This is a genomic window from Streptomyces sp. A18, assembly GCF_059026065.1.
On record NZ_JBWLKL010000025.1, the window covers coordinates 69,149 to 84,070 of the forward strand.

Consider the following 14,922-nt stretch of genomic DNA (forward strand, 5'->3'; position numbering starts at 1 on the left):
CGCTTCCTCTGACCGAGAGAGTTTTTGCGCGGTCTTGGCTGGAACCGTCAGCTCCCCGTTATCCTCCTAACCCTTACGGGGGCGTGTGCCCCGACGTCCTGAACCATTCGATGGGTGCGGAGAATGATCGAGGCAGTCGGCCTGACGAAGCGCTACGGCGCCAAGACAGCCGTGTACAACCTTTCCTTTCAGGTGCGACCCGGCACGGTCACCGGCTTCCTGGGCCCCAACGGCTCCGGCAAGTCGACGACCATGCGCATGATCCTCGGGCTCGACCAACCCACCACGGGCCAGGTGACGATCGGCGGCTACCCGTACCGCAAGCTCCCCAACGCCCCCCGCCAGGTCGGCGCGCTGCTCGACGCCAAGGCGGTGCACGGCGGCAGGCACGCGCGCAACCACCTCCTGTGCCTCGCGCAGCTCTCCGGCATCCCGGCCCGCCGGGTCGACGAGGTGCTCGGCGTCGTGGGCCTCCAGGAGGTGGCGAAGAAGCGCTCCAAGGGCTTCTCGCTCGGCATGGGCCAGCGCCTGGGCATCGCCGCCGCCCTGCTCGGCGACCCGCAGGTGCTGCTCTTCGACGAGCCGGTCAACGGCCTCGACCCCGAGGGCATCCTCTGGGTCAGGAACCTGATGAAGACCCTCGCCGCCGAGGGGCGCACCGTCTTCGTCTCCTCGCACCTCATGAGCGAGATGGCGCTCACCGCCGAGCACCTGATCGTGATCGGCCGCGGGCAGCTGCTCGCGGACATGAGCGTCAAGGACTTCATCTCGCACAACTCCGCGGACTTCGCCCGGGTGCGTACGCCGGACACCGATCCGCAGCAGCGCGAGAAACTGTCCGCCGCGCTGACCGAGGCGGGCGGCCAGGTCATGCCCGAGCAGGACGGCGCGCTGCGCGTGACCGGCCTCCCGCTCCCCCGCATCAGCGACCTCGCGCACGGCGCCGACGTCCGCGTGTGGGAGCTCTCCCCGCACCAGGCCTCGCTGGAAGAGGCGTACATGCGGATGACGCAGGGCGCCGTCGACTACCGCTCGACGGTCGACCAGCGCGCGGGACTCCAGCAGCAGCTGCCGCCGGGCGCGATGCCGCAGCAGCCGATGCCGGTGGCCGGACAGGGCCAGCCCGGGTGGTACGCGCCGCCACCGCCCCAGCAGGGCGGTCAGCCGTTCGCGATGCCGCAGGGTGCTCCGCAGGGCCCGCCGCAGGACGCGCCGAACCCGTACGCGGCCGCCCCCGCACCTGAGATGACCAAGAGCGTCAACAACAACGAGGATGCCCGATGACCACGCCTCCGACTCCGCAGCCGCAGGCGCAGCCCCAGCAGCAGGCGTACGCACAGGCAGGCGCTCCCCCGCAGGGCGCCCCGATGCCGCAGGGCGCCCCGATGGGTGCTCCGATGGGCGCCCCGATGGCTCCCCCGCCGGCCGCTCCCGCGCCGCCCTCCGCCTGGCAGCAGGCGATGAACAACGCCTACACCTCGCCGATCCCGGTCAAGAAGACCCACCTCGGCAACGCCCTCACGTCCGAGTGGACGAAGATCAAGTCGGTCCGCTCGACGGTGTGGACGCTCGGCGTCTTCTTCGTCCTGGTCGTCGGCATCGGCCTGCTCGTCGCCGCGAACACGGAGGACCGCGACTACGCGGACGTGCCGTTCACGATCCCGGCGTTCTTCGGTCTCGTGCTCGGCCAGATCTGCCTGATCACGCTGGGCGTCCTCGTGACGTCGTCGGAGTACGGCACGGGCATGATCCGTACGACGTTCACGGCGTCCCCGCAGCGCTATCGCGTGCTCGCCGCCAAGATCCTGATCTTCTTCGTGATCGCCTTCGTCGTCTCGGCGGGCTCCGTCCTGCTCGTGGGCCTGATGACGTCGGGCATGCACAGCGGCCCCGAATCGGGTGACGTCGACTGGTCGGGCACGGTCCTCAAGGGCGGGCTCTACGTCTCGCTCCTGGGCGTCCTCGCGCTCGCCGCGGGTTCGATGCTGCGCCACTCGGCGGGCGCGATCACCGCGATGCTCGGCGTGGTCCTGGTGCCCGCGATCCTGCCCGTGTTCCTGATGATCTCCGAGGGCACGCGCCCGCTGGGCGAGAAGATGATGGACTACAACGCCATCAACTCCCTCGCCAAGATCTTCGATATCGACGGGACGGGCGGCGGCACCTCGCAGCTGCTGCTGCTCGTCGGCGTGACGGTGGCCGCGATCGTCGGCGCCTTCGCGCTGCTGGAGAAGCGCGACGTGTAGCCGCCCTGGGGTCTCAGTACCTCGGCGCGTTACGGGACCGCTGCACCCGCGTGGTGCGGCGGTCCTTCGCGTTCCAGCAGGCCTTGTGCCAGTGCCGCCGCTCGTCCACGCCCGAGTGCTCGGGCCAGGCCACCACGTGCGCGACGCCTGAGGGGATCTCCTGGTCGCAGCCGGGGCAGCGGTAGCTCTTGCCGGCCGCGCTCGCACCCGCGACGTGGCGCAGGCTCCACTGCTCGCCCTGCCAGCTCTCGGTGGACTGGAAGCCGCCGTAACGGCCCGTCGGGCCCCCGTCCGTGCGCGGGCTGTCTTCTCCGGCGCCCTTCGGGCGGTTGCGACGCGGGGACACGGGACACCTCACGGGATGTACGGGGGCCAGGGGTGTGACCAGCCTACGCGGCGTGCACCCGGGTAGGCGTACATCACCAACCCCCACAGATCCCCCCTGCATTTCGCAGAAAATCCGTCAATCTTCATGCCAAGCCGTGCCTTTGGCACGTGTCATGCGTTGTTGCCCGTAGGGGGAGTGCCCGCGTCGGCGCCAAGGAGGCAGGAGTGCGATGCGTGTAGGTAGTTTTGTTCTGGCCGCCCAGTTCCCCGGACAGGGGCAGGGGGAGGCACTGCACCGTGCGGTGCGGTCCGCCGAGGTGGCCGAGGAGGCGGGCCTGGACTCGGTCTGGCTCGCCGAACACCACTTCGTGCCGTACGGCACGTGTCCGTCCGCCGTGACCCTCGCCGCGCTCCTTCTCGGGCGTACGCGGCGCATCCGGGTCGGCACCGCCGTGAGCGTCCTGCCGACCGTGCACCCGGTCGCCCTGGGCGAACAGGCGGCGCTGCTGCACCTGACGTCCGGCGGGCGATTCTCGCTGGGCGTGGGGCGCGGCGGGCCGTGGGTGGACCTGGAGGTCTTCGGGTCCGGTCTCGACGCGTACGAGAAGGGCTTCCCGGAATCGCTCGACCTGCTGCTGCGGTGGCTGACCGAGCCCCGGGTCGCGAGCGACGCCGGCCGCTTCGCCTTCCGCGAGGTCGCCGTGGTGCCACGGCCGCAGGAGGCGCTGACCGGCTCGGGCGCGAGCACCGAGGAGCTGGCCGAAGGCCCCGAGGTGGTCGTCGCCTGCACCTCGCCGTCCAGCGTGCGGCTTGCCGCGGAGCGCGGTCTGCCGATGCTGCTCGGCATGCACGTCGGTGACGAGGAGAAGGCCGAAATGGTGGCGTTGTGGCGCAGGCACGCGCGCGCAGCGGGGCGTACGCCGGAGGAGGTCCACCGGGCGTCGCACGTCTCCGCCGGGGTCGCGCAGATCGCGGACCGCCGTCTGGACGCGGCGGAGACGCTGCAGAAGGCGATGCCGGGGTGGCTCAAGCAGGGGCTCGACGCACATGTCACGGTCGACGGCCGGGCGCGGTCCATGCGGGACCCTCTCGCGTACACGGAACTGCTCTGCGGAATCCATCCGGTGGGCACGCCGCAGGTGTGCGCCGACCGGATCGCGGCGACCTCGGAGCGCACGGGGATCACACGCTTCGCGCTGCTTGTCGAGGGCTCGGGCGATCTGGCGACGACGGAGGAGAACGTCCGAAGGCTCGGTGCCGAAGTGCTGCCCCAGCTCGGCTGAGCCGCTGGGGCGGGGAGCTGCCGCTCCGGTACTAGTACACCTCCCGCGTACGGAGCGGCAGCAAAAGGTGTCAGCAGTCCCGCAGTTGGGGCGACTGGTTGAGCAGCTGGCCTCGGATCGAGGTGAACCGGGCCAGCCTGTCGTCCACGGACGCGTCGAGCGGGAACACGGCGACGCGGTGGCAGTTCTGGAATGCCAGGCGCACTCCGAAGTGCCGCTGCAGAGCGCCGCGAATCGCGTCGCTCGCGAGCGCCCGCAGGAGCTGGCCGCGTGCCTGCTCGTTGGGCGGCGGCGTCTGGTTGTCGGCGAATTCGCCGCCGTCAACCTTCAGCTGGGCCACCAGGGAGCTGATCATCTCCCATGCGTAAGGCAGGGAGGTCCGGACGCAGTCGACGAATTCCGCTTCATCGACCTCGCCTCGCTCGGCCTGTTCCAACAGTGCCGGTGAGACGTCGAGCGACATGGGTTCTCCTCTCGCACCCCCGGGGAGCGGGGGCTTCCGGACAGGGCAGGAGCCCGCACACGCAGCGTGCATGCACGGCGACCTCCTGCTTATACGGTAAGCATCGGACCCGCGCTGCACCAGGAGATTGGGAACATAACCGGCCAGGATCGAACAGGTCATCGCCGGAGGAATCGCGCGGACCACCTGGGGTCGAGTAGCGTTGCGCCCCATGCGTCTCGTCATTGCCCGATGCTCCGTGGATTACGCGGGCAGGCTCACAGCCCATCTCCCGTCGGCCCCCCGCCTGATCCTTGTGAAGGCGGACGGCAGTGTCTCGATCCACGCGGACGACCGGGCCTACAAACCCCTCAACTGGATGTCCCCGCCCTGCACCTTGAAGGAGGGGACGGGAGACGAGGCGGGTGTCTGGACCGTCGTGAACAAGGCGGGCGAGAAACTCATCATCACGATGGAAGAGATCCTGCACGATTCCTCGCACGAATTGGGCGTCGATCCCGGCCTCATCAAGGACGGCGTGGAAGCACACCTTCAGGAGCTGCTCGCCGACCGGATCGAGACGCTCGGAGACGGCTACTCACTGATCCGGCGCGAGTACATGACGGCGATCGGCCCGGTGGACATCCTCTGCCGCGACGCCGACGGGCAGACCGTCGCCGTCGAGATCAAGCGGCGCGGCGAGATCGACGGTGTCGAGCAACTCACCCGCTACCTCGAGCTGTTGAACCGCGACCCGCACCTGGCCCCCGTCAAGGGCATCTTCGCCGCGCAGGAGATCAAGCCGCAGGCCCGCGTGCTCGCCACGGACCGGGGCATCGGCTGCGCCGTCCTGGACTACAACGCGATGCGCGGCATCGAGGACGACAAGCTGCGGCTGTTCTAGGAGTTCTGGTACGCGGGAGTTCCCGTACGCGAGTGAGGGCCGGGTCCTGTGGACCCGGCCCTCACTTTCCGTACGTGCCTCAGGCCGTCACGACGTGCCGGACGCGCTGCCGCTCGCTGAGCCGCCAGCCGAGTCCGAGGTGTCCGGGGACGACGGCGGGTCCGGCGTCGGACTCGTGGTCGGCGGGTCCGTCGTCGGCGGCGGGGTGGTCGGCGGCTTCGTCGTGGGCGGCTTCGTGGTCGGCGGCTTCGTCGTGGGCGGCTTGGTCGTCGGCGGCTTCGTCGTCGGCTCGTCGGTCGGCTTGCCCGAGTCGTCGTCGGTCGGCTTGCCGCTGTCGCTCGGCTCGTCCGACGGTTCGCCGCTCTCGCTCTCGCTCGGCGTCCCGTCCTCGGCTCCGGGGACCTCGCCCGTGCCGTCGTCCGGGCGGCTCGTCGAGTCCTTCGCCGGCTTGTCGGCGGTCAGGCCGTCGTCGTCCTGGTCCTCGCTCGCCGACTGCTCCGTCTTGACCTTGTCGGGCGGATTGTCGTTGCCGTCGGACGTCGCGCCGAGGGTCACCACCGTGCCGAGCACGGCGGCCAGGAGGGCTCCCGCGCCCGCCGCCACGAGGTTGCGCCGGGTGCCGTTCACGATGGAGCGGCGCGTCGGTGCCGGGCCGCCCACGCTCGCCGCCGGGGCGGCCTTGCGCGTGACCAGGGTCTCGGGCTCCGGAGGCGGTGTGGGCAGCGCGAACGCCGCGGGCACGCCACCGGGGGGCGATGCCGACTCCTCGTAGCGGGCGTCGGGCACTTCTTCGCCCGCTGCCGTGCTTCCGCCGTGCAGCACGTTGCCCGAGCGGTCGGCGACCAGGGCGAGGGCCCTGCGGCCCGCGATCATGCCCCGCTTGTCGGCGAGCGCGCCGCGCAGGCCGATGGAGGCCTCCAGCTCGACGCGGGCACGGTCGAGCGAGCCGCCGCAGAGCGCGAGGATGCCGAGCTCATGGTGGAAGTACGCCTCTTCGGCGACCTCACCCGCGGTCCGCGCCGCCTCCTGGCCCGCCCGCAGGGCACGCTCCCAGGCGCCCCAGTCGAGCCCTCCCGCGAAGGCAGGCGCCACGGTGCGGGCGAGCAGCACGGCGGCGCTCTCCTCACCGGCGACGGACGCGCCCGAAGCGGACTGTCCCGCCACCAGGACGCCCAGCGCCGCGAGCACCGCGTCCGCCTCGGCCACGACCCGCTCCGGGCCCACCGAGGGGTGCCCCGCCCACCAGGCGTAGTGCTGGGCGGCGCTCTGCGCGCGCTCCGCGGAGTCGTCCGCGTACCCGGCGGCCTCCAACTGCGTCCGCACCCCGGCGGCCAGCCGGTAGTGCGCGCCGACCGCCGTGACGAGCGCCGTGGAGACCAGCTCGGCGAGGGCCGCGTCCGCGTGGGTGTCCCCCACGAGGGCGGGCAGATGCGCCTGGTGCGGCAGCTCGCCGCCGAGCGCGACGGCGAACCGCAGGGTCGTGCGCGCCGACGGGCTCAGGCGGGAGGCGAGCAGCGCGGCGGGCGCCGCGCCGTCCGCGAGCGAGGGCAGCGGTACTTCGTGGCCCTCGGCGCCGAAGGGCGCGTCGACCGGGGCGTCGGTGAAGTAGCCGTACTCGTCGAAGGCGTTCGGGTCGGCGCGCAGTTGGTCGCGCTGGCGCAGCAGGGCACCCGCCTGGACGAAGCGCAGGGGCAGGCCCTCCGACTCGAACCACAGGTCGCCCGCCCAGTTGGCCTCGTCGTCGTTGAGGACGCGGCCGACGGCGCGCTCCAGGAGTTCGAGGCTGCCGCTGCGGCCCAGGCCGCCGAGGAAGACCTCTTCGAGGTGCGAGTCGGGCGACGGCGCCGCGACGTCGGGGGTCGCGGAGATGAGGAAGGCGCACTCGGGTGTGGCGTCGAGCAGCTCCTCCAGAGCGGCCGCGCCGAACTCCACGTCGTCCAGGACGACGACGGCGCCGATCTCGTGGACGAGTTCGAGCAGCAGGGCACGGTCGGGGCGGTGCAACGGTGCGTTGTAGACCGCGCCGAAGAGGTCCTGGAGCAGGTCGGCGGGCGTCTTGTGGTACCCGGAGAGCCGGATGACGCCGTCCGGTGCGAGGTCCGCGCAGTCCTCGGCTACGGCGCCCAGGAGGGCCGTGCGCCCCGAGCCCGCGGGACCCGTGAGCCGCACCGAGCGCCCGCGTGCGACCAGGCGCACGAGCCGCTCGCGCTCCTCCTGCCGCTCCAGGAGCGGCAGCCGGGGCAGTGCGGGCCCCGGTGGCATGGGCGGCGCCGACGCCCGGCGCAGCTCGGCACGCTCGGCGGCGGTGCGCTTGACGGGGCGTGCGGGCCGCTCGCCCGGCGGGCAGGGCTCGATCTCGCTGCCGTCGACCGGGTTCACGGTGAGCAGGAAGTCGCCCGAGACGAGCTGGACGGTGCGGGCGAGCGTGGGCGCGGGCTGCCCGATGTCCGGTGTCAGAGGATCGCGCGGTGGCCGCACGGGACGCGCCGAATCGTCGTCGTTGATGCCGTCATGGCCGTACTCTTCCGGTCCCCGGTTCATCGGGTCCATGGTCAAAGCCCCCCAGATGCGTCGTGTACACAGCCCCCTCCGGCCTTGTGCACACTGCGCTGTCGCTTCTGGTCCGGTGCCCCCGCTCGGGCGTCTGTCTTCGTCATGACGGTGGGCGACCGAACCCTAGACCTTCGCTCAGTATCTCCGAACGGGCGGGGTACCGCGCCGTCCGAGACGTCACAGTCTCGTGAGGATTGTGCGCGAGAGGTGTCTCACACACGGGGCAGTGATTCCACCCCGATGCCACCCTCGATGGCAAGAATCCTGTGCAGCCGGGTGGCCACGAGCAGGCGCTGCATCTGGGGCGGCACACTGCGCAGCACGAGCCGGCGCCCGCATCGTCCCGCGCGCCGGTGCGCGCCCATGATGACGCCGAGTCCCGTGGCGTCCCACGAGTCGAGTTCGGACAGGTCGAGCACCAGGTCACCGGCTCCGTCGTCGACGGCCGAGTGCAGGACCGTTCGGGCGTCCGCCGCGCTGCGTACGTCGAGGCGTCCCCCGACGACCAGCTGGGCCTGGTCGCCCCTGATGTGCATATGCGCTCCCCGAGAGTGCTGAGTTTCCTGTGACGTCTGTTCCGTAAGGCGTCTGCGTATGTCACTGCAACTGACTGCCGCACGGGCAAGGAAGTTGCCGTCTGTGAGCGAACCGATACCGAATTCACTCCGAGGGGTGACCCCGCGAGGGAGGGAGCAGACGTCAGTGCTTGTAGAACCCCTGCCCGCTCTTGCGGCCGATGTCACCGGCGTCAACCATCCGGCGCATCAGCTCGGGCGGGGCGAACTTCTCGTCCTGGGACTCCGTGTAGATGTTGCTCGTGGCGTGCAGCAGGATGTCGACGCCCGTCAGGTCGGCGGTCGCGAGCGGTCCCATGGCGTGCCCGAAGCCGAGCTTGCAGGCGATGTCGATGTCCTCGGCGGTGGCGACGCCCGACTCGTAGAGCTTGGCGGCCTCGACGACGAGCGCCGAGATCAGACGGGTCGTCACAAAGCCGGCGACATCGCGGTTCACGACGATGCAGGTCTTGCCGACGGACTCGGCGAACTCCCGCGTGCGGGCGAGGGTTTCGTCGCTGGTCTTGTAGCCGCGCACGAGTTCGCACAGCTGCATCATCGGCACCGGCGAGAAGAAGTGCGCGCCCACGACCCGCTCCGGACGCTCCGTCACGGCCGCGATCTTCGTGATCGGGATGGCGGAGGTGTTCGACGCGAGCACGGCGTCCTCGCGCACGATCTTGTCGAGCGTACGGAAGATCTCGTGCTTGACCTCGAGCTTCTCGAAGACGGCCTCGACGACGATGTCCGCGTCGGCGACGGCGTCCATGTCGGTGCTCGTCGTGATGCGCCCGAGCGCCGCCTCGGCGTCATCGGCGGCGAGCTTGCCCTTGCTCACGAACTTGTCGTACGACGCCTTGATCCCGTCGGTGCCACGGGTCAGGGCCTCATCGGTGACGTCGCGCAGGACGACGTCCCAGCCCGCCTGGGCCGAGACCTGAGCGATGCCGGACCCCATGAGTCCGGCTCCGATGACGGCGAGCTTCCGTGCCACTGTTCCGACTCCCCTACCGCTTATCACGCCTGGCTTACACGCTGTTTACGTTTGCCCTTCCGGCGGACATTAGCGGTCGTGAGCGCCGAGGTGGCCGCGAAGAGATGCGCGTCACGTCTCGAATGACGGACATCACACTGGTACGCCTCATTCGGCGCCGCGCACCGCGTAGTTGAGGACCTTCTCGCCGAGCAGGTCCTCCATCTCGTCGAGCAGCACGAGGGCATCCCGGGACACTTCGGCAGGCTTGCGGCCCTTGACCATCTCGTCGCCGATCCACGCCATGAGCGTGCTGTGGACCCAGGAGAGCTGACCGGCGATCAGGCCGGGCATCGGGTCGCCGTCGGCGGCGTCCGCCTCATCGGCGAGGGTCTTCGTGAGGTGACCGAGCGCCTGCTGCTGGATCTCCCAGAGCCGGGAGCGCAGGGGGTGGGCCTCGGTGATGACCTTCATGAAGTCGGCCCAGCCCGTGAAGAGGCCGACGTGCGGCGACACGCCCTCCACGTCCGTACGCAGGGCGCGCAGGACCGCGGCGGCGGCGGACTCCCCCTCGCGACGGCCGCGTACGTACCCGGAGAGACGGTCGACGACGGCCTCGCCCCGGTCGAGGAAGAGGTCCTCCTTGGCCGGGAAGTAGTTGTAGACGGTGTTCACGGAGACGTCCGCGGCTTCCGCGACGTCCGCGACGGTCACCGTGCCGAAGCCGTGCTCCAGGAACAGCCCCGTCGCGATGTCCGAGATCCGCTGCTTGGTCTGCCGCTTCTTGCGCTCCCTGAGTCCTTCAGCCATGGCTCCACCCTACGACCACTGGCTAGGGCGACTGAAAACTTGGTGTCATTGCAAAATTTAAGAGACTCTGTTTTTGTGGTCGCCATGGCAATCATCAGCACGGCGGGGCTCACCCAGACCTTCCGGACCAAGCGCGGCACCGTCGAGGCCGTCCGCGGCATCGACCTGACCGTCGCCCCCGGCGAGATCCTCGGCTTCCTCGGACCGAACGGCGCGGGCAAGACGACGACGCTGCGCATGCTCACCACGCTCCTGACCCCCACCGGCGGCGCCGCCACCGTCGCGGGCCTCGACCTGGCCCGCGATCCGGCCGCCGTCCGACACAAGATCGGGTACGTGGCCCAGTCCGGCGGCGTCGACCCGAACATCTCCGTACGGGAGGAACTGGTCACCCAGGGTCGCCTCTACCGCCTGACGAAGCCTCAATCGGCTCTCCGAGCAGTGGAGTTGGCGGACGATCTCGGCCTCGCCGACCTCCTGGACCGCACGTGCGCGGCCCTCTCCGGCGGCCAGCGGCGACGCCTGGACATCGCCATGGGACTCATGCACCGGCCCGAGGTGCTCTTCCTCGACGAGCCGACCACCGGGCTCGACCCGGGCAGCAGGGCCGACCTGTGGGCCCTGGTGCGGCGGCTGCGCGACGACCACGGCACCACCGTCGTCCTGACCACGCACTACCTCGACGAGGCCGACGCGCTCTGCGACCGCCTGGTCGTCATCGACAAGGGCGTCGTGGTCGCCGAGGGCACGCCGAGCGCGCTCAAGCTCCGGTACGGCGGCTCCCTCGACGCCTCGCTCCAGGACACGTTCCTGGCCGTCACCGGGCGCGACCTCGCACCCAAGGACACGGCTCCCGTCGCCGTCTGAATCCCCCGAGCCGCACAAAACTCAAGGACCTCACATGTCTGCGTTCCTCTCCGACACCGCGCTGATCTTCGGGCGGTACGCCCGCCAGACCCTGCGCTCCAAGTTCCAGATCCTCTTCGGCGTCCTGATGCCGCTGCTCTACCTGCTCTTCTTCGGCCCGCTCCTGACCGACCTGCCGCTCGGCTCGCGCGGCGACTCCTGGCAGGTGCTCGTGCCGGGTCTGTTGCTCCAACTCGGCCTGTTCGGCGCCTCGTACAGCGGATTCGCGATCATCATCGAGAAGCAGTCCGGCGTCGTGGAGCGGATGCGGGTGACGCCGGTCAGCCGGCTCGCGCTCCTTCTGGGGCGGGTGCTCCGCGATGCCGTGCTCTTCGTCTTCCAGGCGGTCCTGCTGGTCCTCGCCGCCGTGGTGATGGGGCTGCGGGCGCCGCTCGCCGGCATCCTCATCGGGTTCGCGTTCGTGGGGGTCCTGACCGTCGTCCTCGCGTCGCTCTCGTACGCGCTCGCGCTGCTCGTCTCCAAGCCGCACGAGTTCGGACCCGTGATCAACGCGGTCAGCATGCCCTCGATGCTGCTCTCCGGCCTGATGCTCCCGATGGCGCTCGCGCCGGGCTGGCTTGACGTGCTCTCGCACTTCATGCCGTTCCGCTATCTCGTGGACGCGGTGCGGGCGGCCTATGTGGGCGAGTACGCGAGTACGGCGATGCTGTACGGCGTCCTGATGGCGGGCGTGCTCACGCTCGGGTCCGTGACGGTGGGCACACGTGTCTTCCGGAAGGCCGGTGCGTAACTAGGCTGACCTCATGGTCAATCTGACGCGCATCTACACCCGGACCGGCGACCAGGGCACGACGGCCCTCGGTGACATGAGCCGGACCGCCAAGACCGATCTGCGGATCTCGGCGTACGCCGACGCCAACGAGGCCAACGCGGTCATCGGCACGGCGATCGCCCTCGGCGAGCTCGACGAAGCGGTCGTGAAGGTCCTGGTCCGGGTCCAGAACGACCTCTTCGACGTGGGCGCCGACCTGTCGACGCCGGTCGCCGAGAACCCGGAGTACCCGCCGCTGCGCGTCGAGCAGTTCTACATCGACAAGCTGGAGGCGGACTGCGACCGCTTCAACGAGCAGCTGGAGAAGCTGCGCAGCTTCATCCTGCCGGGCGGCACGCCGGGCGCGGCGCTGCTGCACCAGGCGTGCACGGTGGTGCGGCGGGCGGAGCGGTCGACCTGGGCGGCCCTTGAGGTGCACGGCGCGGCGATGAATGCCCTGACGGCGACCTATCTGAACCGCCTGTCCGACCTCCTGTTCATCCTGGCCCGGACTGCGAACAAGGAGGTCGGAGACGTGCTGTGGGTGCCCGGCGGCGAGCGTTAGAGCTTGCTCAGGAAGCCCGGCCGCTCCTTCGCGCTCTCCACCGGCGGCGCCTTCTTCGGGAAGACCGTGTACCCCCCGGCGATGATCACGTTGATGCCGATCAGCCACAGCATCTTCTGCTGCCACATCCGCAGCGAGCCGATGTCCCCGTCGCCGCCCACGTACCAGATCGCACCCTGAAGCAGCGCCATCGCGATCAGGCCCGCCAGGATCCAGCGCGCTGCGAGTTTCCACTCGTGGAGGGCGCGGGGCATGCCGTACTTGGGGGTCGAGGGCGGCGGGCCGCCCGCGAAGCGGTGGGCGACGCGGACGTCGACCCACTTGATCGTGTAGTGGCCGAGGGCGATGGAGTAGCCGATGTAGACGGCCGCCAGGCCGTGCTTCCAGTCCGGTTCCGCCCCGTTCTTCAGGTCGATCGCGGTGACGACGAAGAGGACGACCTCCAGGATCGGCTCGCAGAGCAGTACGGCGACGCTCGCGCGCGGCATCTTCGCCGCGTAGCGCAGGGCCAGGCCGCCGGCCAGCAGCACCCAGAATCCGACCTCACAGATGATGATCAGCGTGACGATCACGGTTCGCTCCTCTCGGTCACCTTTCCAGGCTCCCGGCGGACCGGCCGCGGATCATCGTCGTCAGTGACGAAGCTGGACTGCATCCTTCGATGTAGCGCGCGGTTCCTCCCTCAGGATCAGGCACTGCCCCGGCGCGCCGTGTTGGATGGAGGCATGGCCCTGCCCCTCCCCCGACCGCACCGCGTCGACGTACAGATCGCCGTGGGCAGCGTGCTCGCCGGGCTCGCGCTGTGGGGGCTCGGGCTGCCCATGCAGACGGACCGGCTGCTCGGCCTCAACTGGTCGCTGGTCCCGCTCCTCGTCCTGGGCGGAGTCGAGCTGCTGCGCCAGAGCATGCCGCGGACCGCCCTGACCATCGCCACGCTCGCGCTGGCCTTCGACCAGTTCACGGCGGGCAACCTCGCGTCGGTCCTGATGTTCACGGACATCGTGTACGCGGCCGTCGTCTACGGCACACCGGCCTCGGCCCGCCGCATCCCGCTCACCACCGGCGCGATCACGGTGGTCCTGACGGTCGGCCTGCTCGCGTGGTGGCAGGAGCCGGAAGCGGTGCTCATCGGCGTGGCGAGCGGCATCGTCTCGTTCGGTCCCGCGGCCACCGGCGTCCTGGTTCGCAACCACCGCGAGGCCGCCGCCGCGGCCAAGCTGCGGGCCGAACAGACCGCGCTGCTCGCCGAGATGGACCGTGTACAGGCCGTCATCGCCGAACGCTCCCGCATGGCCCGCGAGCTGCACGACATGGTCGCCAACCACCTCTCGGCGATCGCCATCCACTCCACGGCCGCACTCTCCCTGGACGACCCCAGGACCACTCGCGACGCCCTCGCCGTCATCCGCGAGAACAGCGTCGAGGGCCTGGCCGAGATGCGCCGCCTCATCGGGATCCTGCGGGACGCCGGCGACGACCGGGAGCCGACGGTCGCGCCCACCCTGGACGGCCTCGGGGCCCTGATCGACAACGCCCGCACCAATGGCCTGGACGTCATCCTCGACGACGCTCGCGACCCGGAGGGCCCGGTGCTCCCCGCGCCCGTCGAACTCGCGGCGTACCGCATCGTCCAGGAGTCCCTGACCAACGCCCTCAAGCACGCGTCGCCCGGCCTGGTCACGGTGACGCTCACCCAGCGCCCCCGCTCCCTCGACGTCCACGTGACCAGCCCTTACGGCTCCCCCGCCGGACCCCGCGCCCCCGGCTCCGGAGCCGGTCTCGTCGGCATGCGCGAACGCACCGAACTACTCGGCGGCACCTTCGAGTCGGGCCCCGAGAGCACCGCGGACGGCAAGGTCTGGGACGTCCGTGCCACCCTTCCCGTCGCCCCCGCAGACCAAGGAGCTTCCCCGTGATCCGAGTGCTCGTCGCCGAGGACCAGTCCGCCGTACGGGCGGGGCTCGTCCTGATCCTGCGCAGCGCGCCGGACATCGAGGTGGTCGGCGAGGCGTCGGACGGCGAGGAGGCGGTGGCGCTCGCCCGTGAACTGAGGCCCGATCTGGTGCTCATGGACATCCAGATGCCGCGCCTCGACGGGGTCTCCGCGACCCGTCAGGTCGTCACGGAAGGGCTCTCGGACGTGCTCGTCCTGACCACCTTCGACCTGGACGAGTACGTCTTCGGCGCGCTGCGCGCGGGTGCCTCCGGCTTCCTCCTGAAGAACACCGAGGCCAAGGACCTCCTGGAGGCGGTCCGTGCCGTCGGCCGCGGCGAAGGCCTGATCGCCCCGGCCGTCACCCGGCGGCTGATCGCCGAGTTCGCGGCCCCGAGGACCATGAACCCCGCGCGCCGCGAGAACGGGCCCGATCCCGCCATCCTCGACACCCTCACCCGCCGCGAGCGCGAGGTGCTCGCCCGCCTCGGCGAAGGACTGTCGAACGCGGAGATCGCGGTCCGTCTGGACATGGCGGAGGCGACGGTGAAGACGCACGTCAGCCGACTGCTCGCAAAGCTGGAGCTGCGCAGCAGGGTCCAAGCGGCCGTACTCGCACAGGAGTTGGGTGTATGAGCCCGGCTTCGGTGCACC

16 protein-coding genes are annotated in these 14,922 nt (G+C 70.5%); 9 read left to right on the forward strand and 7 right to left on the reverse strand.

The window, feature by feature from the left end; genetic code table 11:
• The first annotated feature begins 123 nt into the window (after positions 1 to 123).
• Both AC5P1C_RS30060 and AC5P1C_RS30065 read left to right on the forward strand, forming a co-directional pair.
• On the forward strand, positions 124 to 1,284 hold the full coding sequence (locus tag AC5P1C_RS30060) for an ABC transporter ATP-binding protein (protein WP_493869087.1): 1,161 nt from the start codon (positions 124 to 126) through the stop codon (positions 1,282 to 1,284).
• Positions 1,285 to 1,409: 125 nt separating this feature from the next.
• Complete coding sequence (locus AC5P1C_RS30065; RefSeq protein ID WP_493869132.1) at positions 1,410 to 2,246, forward strand: ABC transporter permease; 837 nt, start codon at positions 1,410 to 1,412, stop codon at positions 2,244 to 2,246.
• A gap of 13 nt (positions 2,247 to 2,259) precedes the next feature.
• On the opposite strand, the gene AC5P1C_RS30070 is transcribed toward AC5P1C_RS30065, so the two are convergent.
• Positions 2,260 to 2,592 carry an Rv1322 family protein gene (locus AC5P1C_RS30070; protein ID WP_493869088.1) on the reverse strand — a complete coding sequence of 111 codons (333 nt, stop codon included), beginning with the start codon at positions 2,590 to 2,592 and terminating at the stop codon, positions 2,260 to 2,262.
• 211 nt (positions 2,593 to 2,803) lie between these two features.
• Here AC5P1C_RS30070 and AC5P1C_RS30075 point away from each other — a divergent pair, with 211 nt between their 5' ends.
• Positions 2,804 to 3,856, forward strand: coding sequence for an LLM class flavin-dependent oxidoreductase (locus AC5P1C_RS30075; RefSeq protein WP_493869089.1), 1,053 nt, complete (start codon positions 2,804 to 2,806; stop codon positions 3,854 to 3,856).
• 70 nt (positions 3,857 to 3,926) lie between these two features.
• Here the strand turns inward: AC5P1C_RS30075 and AC5P1C_RS30080 are convergent, their stop codons facing one another.
• The gene (locus AC5P1C_RS30080) at positions 3,927 to 4,319 is read right to left on the reverse strand and encodes an SCO5389 family protein (protein ID WP_493869090.1); all 393 of its coding nucleotides are present in this window, start codon (positions 4,317 to 4,319) and stop codon (positions 3,927 to 3,929) included.
• 211 nt (positions 4,320 to 4,530) lie between these two features.
• Here AC5P1C_RS30080 and nucS point away from each other — a divergent pair, with 211 nt between their 5' ends.
• Positions 4,531 to 5,202: an endonuclease NucS gene (gene nucS / locus AC5P1C_RS30085; RefSeq protein WP_493869091.1), complete on the forward strand. Its 672-nt coding sequence runs from the start codon at positions 4,531 to 4,533 to the stop codon at positions 5,200 to 5,202.
• A gap of 87 nt (positions 5,203 to 5,289) precedes the next feature.
• Here the strand turns inward: nucS and AC5P1C_RS30090 are convergent, their stop codons facing one another.
• From AC5P1C_RS30090 to AC5P1C_RS30105, 4 genes are all read right to left on the reverse strand, one after another.
• Positions 5,290 to 7,752, reverse strand: a complete 2,463-nt coding sequence (locus tag AC5P1C_RS30090) for an ATP-binding protein (protein ID WP_493869092.1) — start codon at positions 7,750 to 7,752, stop codon at positions 5,290 to 5,292.
• A 215-nt stretch (positions 7,753 to 7,967) separates the two neighbouring features.
• A complete protein-coding gene (locus AC5P1C_RS30095; protein ID WP_160507247.1) occupies positions 7,968 to 8,291 on the reverse strand; it encodes an STAS domain-containing protein in 324 nt (107 codons plus the stop codon).
• A gap of 163 nt (positions 8,292 to 8,454) precedes the next feature.
• The gene (locus AC5P1C_RS30100) at positions 8,455 to 9,303 is read right to left on the reverse strand and encodes a 3-hydroxyacyl-CoA dehydrogenase family protein (protein WP_344530689.1); all 849 of its coding nucleotides are present in this window, start codon (positions 9,301 to 9,303) and stop codon (positions 8,455 to 8,457) included.
• 147 nt (positions 9,304 to 9,450) lie between these two features.
• A complete protein-coding gene (locus AC5P1C_RS30105; protein ID WP_493869093.1) occupies positions 9,451 to 10,092 on the reverse strand; it encodes a TetR/AcrR family transcriptional regulator in 642 nt (213 codons plus the stop codon).
• 84 nt (positions 10,093 to 10,176) lie between these two features.
• On the opposite strand from AC5P1C_RS30105, the gene AC5P1C_RS30110 reads away from it, so the two are divergent.
• From AC5P1C_RS30110 to AC5P1C_RS30120, 3 genes are read left to right on the forward strand one after another with little or no spacing between them, the layout of a single operon-like run.
• A complete protein-coding gene (locus tag AC5P1C_RS30110; RefSeq protein ID WP_493869094.1) occupies positions 10,177 to 10,959 on the forward strand; it encodes an ABC transporter ATP-binding protein in 783 nt (260 codons plus the stop codon).
• Between the two features lie 34 nt (positions 10,960 to 10,993).
• A complete protein-coding gene (locus AC5P1C_RS30115) occupies positions 10,994 to 11,749 on the forward strand; it encodes an ABC transporter permease (protein ID WP_493869095.1) in 756 nt (251 codons plus the stop codon).
• 13 nt (positions 11,750 to 11,762) lie between these two features.
• On the forward strand, positions 11,763 to 12,335 hold the full coding sequence (locus tag AC5P1C_RS30120) for a cob(I)yrinic acid a,c-diamide adenosyltransferase (RefSeq protein WP_493869096.1): 573 nt from the start codon (positions 11,763 to 11,765) through the stop codon (positions 12,333 to 12,335).
• On the opposite strand, the gene AC5P1C_RS30125 is transcribed toward AC5P1C_RS30120, so the two are convergent.
• On the reverse strand, positions 12,332 to 12,907 hold the full coding sequence (locus AC5P1C_RS30125; RefSeq protein WP_493869097.1) for a hypothetical protein: 576 nt from the start codon (positions 12,905 to 12,907) through the stop codon (positions 12,332 to 12,334). The two genes, AC5P1C_RS30120 and AC5P1C_RS30125, sit on opposite strands and share 4 nt — an antisense overlap.
• Positions 12,908 to 13,060: 153 nt before the next feature.
• Here AC5P1C_RS30125 and AC5P1C_RS30130 point away from each other — a divergent pair, with 153 nt between their 5' ends.
• Positions 13,061 to 14,251 (forward strand): sensor histidine kinase, encoded by a 1,191-nt coding sequence (locus tag AC5P1C_RS30130; protein ID WP_493869098.1) that lies wholly within the window; start codon positions 13,061 to 13,063, stop codon positions 14,249 to 14,251.
• On the forward strand, positions 14,248 to 14,904 hold the full coding sequence (locus AC5P1C_RS30135; protein WP_493869099.1) for a response regulator: 657 nt from the start codon (positions 14,248 to 14,250) through the stop codon (positions 14,902 to 14,904). Before AC5P1C_RS30130 ends, AC5P1C_RS30135 begins: the two co-directional genes overlap by 4 nt.
• The last annotated feature ends 18 nt before the right edge of the window (positions 14,905 to 14,922 follow it).

Coding starts and splice junctions, on each gene's coding strand:
- AC5P1C_RS30060 (WP_493869087.1), top strand. CDS start 124: ATGATCGAGGCAGTCGGCCTGACGAAGCGCTACGGCGCCAAGACAGCC.
- AC5P1C_RS30065 (WP_493869132.1), top strand. CDS start 1,410: ATGGCTCCCCCGCCGGCCGCTCCCGCGCCGCCCTCCGCCTGGCAGCAG.
- AC5P1C_RS30075 (WP_493869089.1), top strand. CDS start 2,804: ATGCGTGTAGGTAGTTTTGTTCTGGCCGCCCAGTTCCCCGGACAGGGG.
- AC5P1C_RS30080 (WP_493869090.1), bottom strand. CDS start 4,319: ATGTCGCTCGACGTCTCACCGGCACTGTTGGAACAGGCCGAGCGAGGC.
- nucS (WP_493869091.1), top strand. CDS start 4,531: ATGCGTCTCGTCATTGCCCGATGCTCCGTGGATTACGCGGGCAGGCTC.
- AC5P1C_RS30090 (WP_493869092.1), bottom strand. CDS start 7,752: ATGGACCCGATGAACCGGGGACCGGAAGAGTACGGCCATGACGGCATC.
- AC5P1C_RS30095 (WP_160507247.1), bottom strand. CDS start 8,291: ATGCACATCAGGGGCGACCAGGCCCAGCTGGTCGTCGGGGGACGCCTC.
- AC5P1C_RS30105 (WP_493869093.1), bottom strand. CDS start 10,092: ATGGCTGAAGGACTCAGGGAGCGCAAGAAGCGGCAGACCAAGCAGCGG.
- AC5P1C_RS30110 (WP_493869094.1), top strand. CDS start 10,177: ATGGCAATCATCAGCACGGCGGGGCTCACCCAGACCTTCCGGACCAAG.
- AC5P1C_RS30115 (WP_493869095.1), top strand. CDS start 10,994: ATGTCTGCGTTCCTCTCCGACACCGCGCTGATCTTCGGGCGGTACGCC.
- AC5P1C_RS30120 (WP_493869096.1), top strand. CDS start 11,763: ATGGTCAATCTGACGCGCATCTACACCCGGACCGGCGACCAGGGCACG.
- AC5P1C_RS30130 (WP_493869098.1), top strand. CDS start 13,061: ATGGCCCTGCCCCTCCCCCGACCGCACCGCGTCGACGTACAGATCGCC.